Genomic DNA, 8599 nt, shown 5'->3' with positions numbered 1-8599 from the left:
GTGCATCCTGCAGGCCGCGCAGCTGTTGCTTGCTTTCCTGTAATGCTAAGCCTATCTGCACAAAATTATCATACAGGCTGTAATGGGTCACTACATCTTTGGGAATAGCATTGTGCATGTTGGAAAGGTTCTTCACAATCTCCTGCTCCACATAAATAGCATTCTGGTTGGGCGCATTTACAGAATCCAGGTTCGCTCTTATCTTCTCCTGGTTCTGCACAAAATCGGCCTGGAAAGCCTGCTCCTTGCGGTAGGCGCTGATCTCTTTACGCAGCTCCGCATTCTCTCTTACCGGTACCTGGAAGTTGAAAAAAACTGCTACAACAAAAAGCCCTACTGTTACTACAAAAAATAGCAGGAACCATAAAAAGGCGGTTGTTCTTTCCTGTTTGTTCAATACTTGCATTATAATTAATAATTAAAAATTAAGAATTAAGAATCAGAGGCCGATCTTATTAATTATTCATTATTCATTCTTAATTAACCTCAATCTGTAAAGAACCAGCGCTTGGTTTTATGCTTGCGCAGGTATTCGCTGTCTTCCGGTGATTCTTCTTTTACAAAAATGCCGCTGTCCTGTTTACGGCCGATATAATCCAGCCGGCTAAGGCTGTCAAACAGCTTATTCACTGCGCGTACAAAGGGTATCATAGGCTGCAGGCATTCCCTTACATCCATATGTTTATAGCGGATGTTGGCACAGTTGATCATCAGCGTTTCCAGCTCGCCCTGCCGCAGCTCACACCACTCGCTTAAATAGTTCAGCAGCTCTTCTTTACCGGCGCTGGCCCGCTGGTCAATGGCATTCTTCATAGTGCGTGCCAACCCGGCTACCACTTCCAGCATTTCGGCAGGCGTTTGGTATAAGCCTAACCAACGGAACTGGGTAATGCGTGTGCTCAGGTACTGCACCATTTTCTCCGTGATATATAATACTACCTGCGCCAGGTCATTATCCTGCTTGCGGGAATATATTTTCTGTACGATGTGCACACCGTACAGCTCCATTTGCCCCAGGAACTGGTCCAGCTCCTGGTGCAGGTCTGCCAGGGCAGGATGTGCAGCTACAATAGCGCAGGGCGGTATATAATCATCATCCAGCTGCGGACGTGTATCCTTTACCGTTATTTTACCCAGTATCATCTGGTAGCTACCCAGCTGGCCTTGCGGCAGCTGCGATGCCGGTATTACATACAGGGTATACTCCGGCGTGGCATAAGGCAGCCTTGGCGGATCTTCATGCAGCAGCGGCTCCCCGCTGGGCTGACGGTCAAACGGGTTTACCTGTATTAAAATATAAAAGGTGCTTTCAGCATGGGAAGGATCCCATTTATATTCTGCTTCCGGGAAAGTAGTGGCATATTTCAGGGAGTGCACCGTATGCTCCGGTATCTCAATACGGCCGCCGCCCGGCGTTACTGCCCGGCACTCCGTTAGCTTTACACGCCACAGCTGCTGGTTATCTATCACAAACCAGCAACGTAAAGATTCCTTTTGTTCTGCTTTGGGTGGTAACAGGCCATAGTTCTGCGCATGCAGCCCTACAGTAATTGCATCCCGCAGCTGGTCAAGCATTGCATTCTCCGTATCAATGAAGTGCTGCTTCTTGATCTTCATCCCATCCACCCAGTTAACGGGGAAATATTTCAACGGCTCCGCCATAATTGTATGTTTAAATTGTAAGGAGTGATGGTGGTTGCACCAACCCTCACGATAATACTACTCTGTTGCAAATGATCACGCTGTTTTCCTGGATGCCGTTCATAAATACCGGCTTATCGGGGTCTAATGTTCTGGTGCCAACAAAAAAGCGGGGCTTGCGGTGAAATACCCAGCCATAGGGCTGTCCGTTCGTATCCAGGAAATCGATCGGCGTATTGGGATAACGGTCGTTGTAATCATTCAGGAAATGATAGAACAGGTCCCCCAGGTCCATCTTAATAGGCGTTCGCGCGCGGAAATAAATGCGGCTGTTATCATTCACCTTTTTCTCCAGCTCAAAGCCTATCACGATCAGGTCGCGCATTTCATCCTCATTCACCTGCGGCGCTTCCTTATATAAAGGATATTGCCACCATTTATGCACCTTGGCCGGTATGGTCATCATCCGCTCAAAGGTTTTGTATACAAAGGTGGGCAATACAAAAGAGAACATTGCAGTAAGCATGGGGTAATACAGGAAAGTGCCTTTTGACATCCAGTAATGTACCAGCACGGATAAGGCGCCCCCGAACAACCAGATAGCCACAATAAAGGCCAGCTCTGATCCCAGTGTTTTTTCATTGGCCCAGAAACGGGTATACATAAAATGGCAATGCACTATGCCTAATCCCATGAACCATACGGAGGAGAAAATGTACTGGCTCATCAGGTTCTGGTTAGTGAACAGGTATGGCAGGGAGGCCACTACCCCAAACACCAGCGTCATGTAAAACAGGTACCATAACGCTTTCTTCTTATACAGGGCAAAATTCTTGATAAAACGGCTTAGCATGGCAACGGTTAGCCCTCCAATGGCTAATACTGCCGCTACAACCAGGTATATCTTTGCTTTTAATAACATACCAATGAATGTTTATTTACGCCGAATGCTTTAAGCGTTGTGCTTTAAGCTTTTAGCCTTTAGCTTTTAGCGTTTAGTGTTTCGGTTCAAATCTACAGAAATAAGTTATAACCCATAATACCTTCCTTACGGTTCTCATCTGCTACAGCAGCGCCTTTTTCGGCACTGTTGGGTTCCAACAGGGTTTCAATCTCCACATCGGCAGGTAATAAAAAATTATAACATGTTTCCAGCAACTGCCCATAGGGTTGCCAGGGTAAATAATCATATATACGTTGACGTTGCAGGGGTCCTATAGTTACTTTCATCACCGGCATATCGGTATAAAAATCTTCGCCGGCCAGGGTATCCAGTCCAAGGCGGGCATCGCCCAGCGGAACGCCACTGCTGCTTTGCACACGCCGGGGCGTATGGTCACAAACGATCTGCACCTCCTCTTCCAGTATTACCTGCAAACACAATTGCACCAGGGGTATGTTACCTGCAATCCGGTGCATATATGGCAATAATCTTACCAAACGGTTCGTTGGCGCTTTGGGTAAGTTGGGATTAATGCCCCAGAAAGATAAGAATAACTGGTCGGCATCTTTACCAAAGGCGTCAAATAATAAATGTTTTTCCCGCTGTTCCAGGAACACCCGTTGCAGGAAAAATTCATGCTCCAGCGGTTGAAAGAACTTACGGGCCTGCTGCTGCTCCTGCTGCTGTTTTTTGTAATTAGCCACCATTTCCTGCACAGAGCCGCGGCGCTGTGAAGAGAACTCATGGAACAGCCCTTCCGGCAAACGGTCGTACAAACCATCCCTCGAAAGCTGCAGCATAATAAAGGGATGATACGGTTGTGAATCATCCAGCTTTACGCCTGTAATATCCCGTGCAAAAGCCCGGCTGAACACATTCTGCATCTGTACCGTCACTTCCTCCTGCTGTAGCTGGTTATCCAGCAGCTCACCTACTACTACCTCGGCCCGTACATCTTCATGCAGGCGACGAATATGATCTATCACTTCTTCCAGCACAGCCGCCTTTTGTGCATAGCTCGTCATCTAAATATTTGTTTTACGGTTTTTCATTTGTTAACATCGGTATCATGGAGTCTCGCCTTCATATTCCTTATACTAAGGTCCACGCCCGGTTTTTGCAGTTGTATTGATATGAACAAAGTGTAATACGTAAGTTAGCTTTTGGGTTAATACGCACTATTATTTTAATGGCAATTTATCTAAAAAATTATTTAAAATTGCAAAAACGTGAAAAACCGATGGCCCCCCAAAGATCACATAACGATAGAAGCGAAAGGAAAGTTAACTCGGTAAGACCCTTCAGCAGTATCACCAGCCACATTGACCCGATGGTGCTGTACACATTCCTGGCCTTGCTGACGATTAGCGTAGTGATGCTGGCCTTTAAAGCCGGTAACCGGCAGGACTGCAGCATGGTGAGCATGGCCTTCAGCAGCCGGCAGCATGGTGTAAATACTTCGTTTACAGTAGGAGAAGTTATTACTTTTAAAGCTAATAATACAGGCAGCGCACCTGCCGGCGGATACACCTGGAATTTCAGCGACAGCAGCGTACAACAGCAGGGGCAACAGGTATACCATGCCTTTAACAAGGCCGGTAGTTTTGTAGTAACCCTGCAGGCCGGCAAATGCAGCTGGAACCAGGAGGTACAGGTAATTAATCCTATACCGCTCACCACCAGCACACCTGCGGCCGATGTATTCCCGGTAATTGACGGCCCTACAGAAGCCTTTGTAGGCCGCCCTGTAACCTTCAGCAACAGCACGCCCGGCGCTAAAAGCTGGGAATGGCGCTTACAACAGCCTAATGCAGAAACACATAGCGAACGCTCGCATACTTATGTATTCAGCAGTCCCGGCGACCGTATAGTAACACTGGTGGTGAATGGCGATGCCAGCCGTATGGTAAAGAAACGGGTGAACGTATTCCCCGCGCCGCAGGAACACCGTAACACGGATCCGTTTGTACCACCGCCCTTCCCGGTACCGGAAACCAAACCGGAGGTTGCACCACCGGCGCCTGAAAAGCCCAAAGCGCCTGCTATTTCTGATGAAGAGTTCCGGGGCATGCTAACCCAGCTAAGCAACAAACAAAAAGGCATCCAGGACTTTGCACCTTATTTATGTAATAACCTGAATGCCCGTGTGCTGCTGAATGATAAGGATGTGAAGACCTTCTCCCAGTTCTGCGAGGCCATACGTGGTAAAAAACGTATCAAGATAGAAATGGTGAACCTGATCAAAGATCCGGATGGCTGTGTGAAAGAGATCCGTGTACGCTACGATAAGAAAGGCTTCCTCGGCATCTTTTAATTTACGATGTACGATTTTAGATTTTAGATTTGACCGGTGCGATCTACGTCCGTCAAATCTAAAATCGTAAATCTAAAATCTAAAATCCATGAACGGACAATACTATAAGCTACCGCTAAAGCTCTCCACTGTCCTGGAAAAGAAGGATATGGCGGTATGCAACCTGGAAGAATCCGTATCACAGCATATACACCTGCTGATCACGACCGTGCTGGGTGAAAATAAAGACGATCCGAACTATGGCTGCCAGCTATGGGAATCTGACTTTGATATTAAAGCCTCCAATAATGAAGTAAAGGAACAGGTAGAGATTGCGGTGCGCACCTCTATTGTGAGATACGAAAAAAGGCTTTCGCAAATAAGGGTAACAGCCGTAGTTAGCCAGGAAGAGCTGAATATGGCAGCCGGCCGTAAAGTGAAGAAAAAAATAAAGGTGAGCGTAAACGGTACGCTGGCCAAGAATAATAACCCGTTCCACTACAGCAGCTACTTCTATGTAAGCCCCCTATCTTTTGATTAATATAAGACGCAAAAGCAGCAATCATGAAAGAGCAAAAAGAACGTATCAAAGACCGTATGTTAAAAACGGCTGCAAGATTATGGGGCTATCCGGATGCGGAAGTAGAAACTTCTTTTGACCCGGTGGTACAGCTGCTGCTGGAAGCCTGCGCCAGTGAGCTGGAAAAAATATCCAATGAGGTAGATGTGTCGCATGCACGGCTGGTAGAGCGTTTGGCACAGATCATGATGCCGGAGCCTATTACCACCAGCCAGCCGGCCTATGGTATTTTACATGCCACCAGTAACGAGCCGGCCACTAACATTACACCTGATCATCAATTCTTTTACACACATAAAACCGGCGGTAACAACAAAGACCTTTTCTTTAGCCCGCTCAGCAACCACCGCCTGTTCCGCGGGCATATCCGTTACATGGCCGTTGGCAGCAAGCTGTATGAAAGCAGGGAGTTCTGGTTTAAAGAGCAGGTGCTGCAAGGTACATTACCCAAAGATGCGGCGCCTAACCACTTATGGCTGGGATTAGCCATGGATACGCTGCCGGACAACTTCAACGGGCTCTCTTTTTTCTTTGACCTGCGCAATGTACACCAGCAGGAAATGTTTTATCATTACCTGCCCCTGGCCCGTTTTTTTGCGGGCGATGCAGAGCTGCCGGTGAATGGCGGTTACCACTACAGCCGTAATGAAAAAGAGGAAACTGTAAATGCCATGCTGGACCTGGCATTTGATACCAGCGCGCGTTACAGCCGTGAAGTGCTGCAACGCTACCGCCGCAATTTCCTTACGGTAAATACTAATTTCATCCCGGCCAAGCAACGCACGGTGCCGCTTTTGCTGCAGCTGATCTTTGGTAAAGAGGCCACTTCCGTAATAGATCCCAACACGTTCTGGATAAGGGTAGAGTTCCCGGAAACCGTGCACCACTCTTTGCTGGAGGACCTGTATTGCAGCATTAACTGCTTACCGGTTATTAACCGTAAAGTGAATGAGCAATCGCTGAAGCTGAACCGCTACCTGAATATTATTCCCCTGCATACGCCGGATATTTTCTTTGATGTAAAAAAGGTATACGACCTGGGCGGCGCCAATTACCATGTACGCAATTTTACCACTGCCGGCGAAATGCAGGAAGGCGACCTGGTAGTGCGCAGCAGCGGTATTGGGCGTTTTGATTCCCGTGAAGCCAAAGAAATTATAGCCTACCTGATTGAAGTGATCCGGGACGAAAGCTCCCTGTTTGAAGAAGTGAAGAATGATTATGTAGCCGGCCGCATGCGGGAGCTGCATCAGCTGATAGCCTCCCTGGAAGAGCAGTTGCAGCCCAGCCGTAATAAAGGCAACATTCCTTACCTGATGGTAAAACCAAGGGAAAGCGCAGAATATTTGTTTGTAGAATTCTATACCACCAATGGCACCCTGGCCAATAACATTCGCATGGGCAGCCACTTACAGGAGTATGGCAGCATACAGATGCACCCGAACAGCATTACGCTGGTAACTAATACACAGGGCGGTAAGGACCGTTTAAATATTGATGAAAAGATTAACCAGTACCGCTACCACTTACTTACCCACGACCGTATTGTTACCCCGGAAGATATTAAAGCGCTGTGCAAACATATTATGGGTAAAGAGCTAAGCATGGTGACTGTTAGCAAGGGCACTGCCATGGCGCCCGGTACTGCAGCGGGTTACAGCCGCAGCATTGATATCCGTATCACCCTGGTAAAACCGGTGAACACTTATTCTGACGGCAGCTTAACTTATTTGAAAGATGAGCTGATGATGCAGCTGCGGGAGCGCTCTCCGAATAATTATCCGTACAGGATCTTTATGAATGAAACACTGGCGTGAGTTAATTACGAATTATTCAATTACGAATTACGAATTGAGTAGTGCGGTGGGGTAATGCTGCATGCGGCCGCTACCCGCTAACCTTCTGCTGTTTACCCACCAGCATCACGGCGCCGCCCTCTTTCAGCTGTTTAAGCGGTACGCCTTTTTTGCCTTCGTTATCGCATAATACCAGGGTATTGCCAAAACCAAGATCTACATAGATGCGGTTACTTACTACCCACCCCCTGCCGGAAATGCTGGTATTCTTGCTGATGTACACTCCTTCTGCCTGCAGGTCATCCAGCAGCTCTATGCTTACCAACTGCCCATCAGTGAAATTGTCGCTGTTCTGCAGCCTGGCGTTGTACACCATCATAGGAATTTGCCGTACATTCTTACCTACTGTAATACGGATGCTTTTAAACTCCTTATCATTCTCCAGCTGTGGGCTGGCGGCAAATACAGAACCATTGGCAGAGCTTTTACTGAACACATTATAGCCAAACCCACCCAGGTATAGCTCCGGGCTTTCAAACAATTGTTTTACCGCAATGATCTTGTAAATGTACTGGGCGGTTTCATTGTTCAGCATTAGCTGGTAATAATCCCGGCTGCCCTGCTTTTTTACGTTACGCGATATGTTACCGCCACCGGCGTTATAGGCGGCAGCTACCAGCGTCCAGGATTGCAGCTGGGCATATAGCTTGCGGATCAGCACACAGGCAGCCTGTGTGGATTTTAAAAGATGGTTACGTTCATCATACCCGTTGCTTACCTGCAGCCCCAGCTCCGCAGCGGTGCCGGGCATCAGCTGCCACACGCCCTGCGCGCCAACCGGCGAGGTGGCATTGGTAAAACCGCTTTCCACTACCGGCAGGTATTTAAAATCTTCAGGAATATTGTATTGTTTCAGGAGGGGCACTATCAGGGGAAAGTACTGCTCTGACTTGGCTTTGAGCAGGGGTAGAAAGTTCTGGTGGCGCAAATGCCATTTTATCACATCCATCAAACGGTTGGATACAAAGTCACGTTCCAGTGGTACCGCCTCTCCGCAAAAATCCACCATTTGCCCACGGCTGCTTAAAAAACAGCCGCAGAAAAAGCTAACGAACAATATGGATCTTAAATGCCTGATCATGATTACTTGTAGTTAGTCCATGGACCATGGTCCATAGTCCATTGCCTTTTACGTGCTGCGGTTACTACGTGATATGCTGCTGGCGGTCAACAGTCCTTGCTTATTGCGTACTTCATTTCAACGCTCTATGCCATGGTCCATGGACCATGGACCATGGACTACACTGGCTACTGCACCATATACCTTGGCAGCGCATCTACGGGGG

Annotated in this window: 8 protein-coding genes; 3 read left to right on the top strand and 5 right to left on the bottom strand. The window is 47.7% G+C overall.

The features are described 5' to 3' along the window. The 4 genes from tssO to VIM87_RS26600 form a co-directional block, all read right to left on the bottom strand. Positions 1-406, bottom strand: a 406-nt coding sequence (gene tssO / locus VIM87_RS26615; protein ID WP_331999924.1) for a type VI secretion system TssO, incomplete at its 3' end; no start/stop codon positions are given. Positions 407-486: 80 nt separating this feature from the next. Continuing rightward, positions 487-1662 carry a hypothetical protein gene (locus VIM87_RS26610; protein ID WP_331999923.1) on the bottom strand — a complete coding sequence of 392 codons (1176 nt, stop codon included), beginning with the start codon at positions 1660-1662 and terminating at the stop codon, positions 487-489. 46 nt (positions 1663-1708) lie between these two features. After that, positions 1709-2563 (bottom strand): TssN family type VI secretion system protein, encoded by an 855-nt coding sequence (locus tag VIM87_RS26605; protein ID WP_331999922.1) that lies wholly within the window; start codon positions 2561-2563, stop codon positions 1709-1711. 92 nt (positions 2564-2655) lie between these two features. Beyond that, the gene (locus VIM87_RS26600; RefSeq protein ID WP_331999921.1) at positions 2656-3609 is read right to left on the bottom strand and encodes a type VI secretion system baseplate subunit TssG; all 954 of its coding nucleotides are present in this window, start codon (positions 3607-3609) and stop codon (positions 2656-2658) included. A 194-nt stretch (positions 3610-3803) separates the two neighbouring features. Here VIM87_RS26600 and VIM87_RS26595 point away from each other — a divergent pair, with 194 nt between their 5' ends. The 3 genes from VIM87_RS26595 (at position 3804) to VIM87_RS26585 (ending at position 7274) form a co-directional block, all read left to right on the top strand. Next, on the top strand, positions 3804-4898 hold the full coding sequence (locus VIM87_RS26595) for a PKD domain-containing protein (RefSeq protein ID WP_331999920.1): 1095 nt from the start codon (positions 3804-3806) through the stop codon (positions 4896-4898). Between the two features lie 88 nt (positions 4899-4986). Next, positions 4987-5418 carry a GPW/gp25 family protein gene (locus VIM87_RS26590; RefSeq protein ID WP_331999919.1) on the top strand — a complete coding sequence of 144 codons (432 nt, stop codon included), beginning with the start codon at positions 4987-4989 and terminating at the stop codon, positions 5416-5418. A gap of 23 nt (positions 5419-5441) precedes the next feature. Further along, positions 5442-7274: a hypothetical protein gene (locus VIM87_RS26585; protein WP_331999918.1), complete on the top strand. Its 1833-nt coding sequence runs from the start codon at positions 5442-5444 to the stop codon at positions 7272-7274. A 70-nt stretch (positions 7275-7344) separates the two neighbouring features. Here the strand turns inward: VIM87_RS26585 and VIM87_RS26580 are convergent, their stop codons facing one another. Then, on the bottom strand, positions 7345-8394 hold the full coding sequence (locus tag VIM87_RS26580; protein ID WP_331999917.1) for a lytic transglycosylase domain-containing protein: 1050 nt from the start codon (positions 8392-8394) through the stop codon (positions 7345-7347). Between the last annotated feature and the right edge of the window lie 205 nt (positions 8395-8599).

The organism is Chitinophaga sp. (assembly GCF_036569125.1).
Lineage (GTDB): Bacteria > Bacteroidota > Bacteroidia > Chitinophagales > Chitinophagaceae > Chitinophaga.
This window is presented reverse-complemented; position numbering and strand designations above follow the sequence as displayed.

What these genes read in the sequence shown, in the direction of transcription:
- VIM87_RS26590 (WP_331999919.1), top strand. Translation starts at nt 4,987, where the DNA reads ATGAACGGACAATACTATAAGCTACCGCTAAAGCTCTCCACTGTCCTG.
- VIM87_RS26585 (WP_331999918.1), top strand. Translation starts at nt 5,442, where the DNA reads ATGAAAGAGCAAAAAGAACGTATCAAAGACCGTATGTTAAAAACGGCT.
- VIM87_RS26605 (WP_331999922.1), bottom strand. Translation starts at nt 2,563, where the DNA reads ATGTTATTAAAAGCAAAGATATACCTGGTTGTAGCGGCAGTATTAGCC.
- VIM87_RS26610 (WP_331999923.1), bottom strand. Translation starts at nt 1,662, where the DNA reads ATGGCGGAGCCGTTGAAATATTTCCCCGTTAACTGGGTGGATGGGATG.
- VIM87_RS26600 (WP_331999921.1), bottom strand. Translation starts at nt 3,609, where the DNA reads ATGACGAGCTATGCACAAAAGGCGGCTGTGCTGGAAGAAGTGATAGAT.
- VIM87_RS26580 (WP_331999917.1), bottom strand. Translation starts at nt 8,394, where the DNA reads ATGATCAGGCATTTAAGATCCATATTGTTCGTTAGCTTTTTCTGCGGC.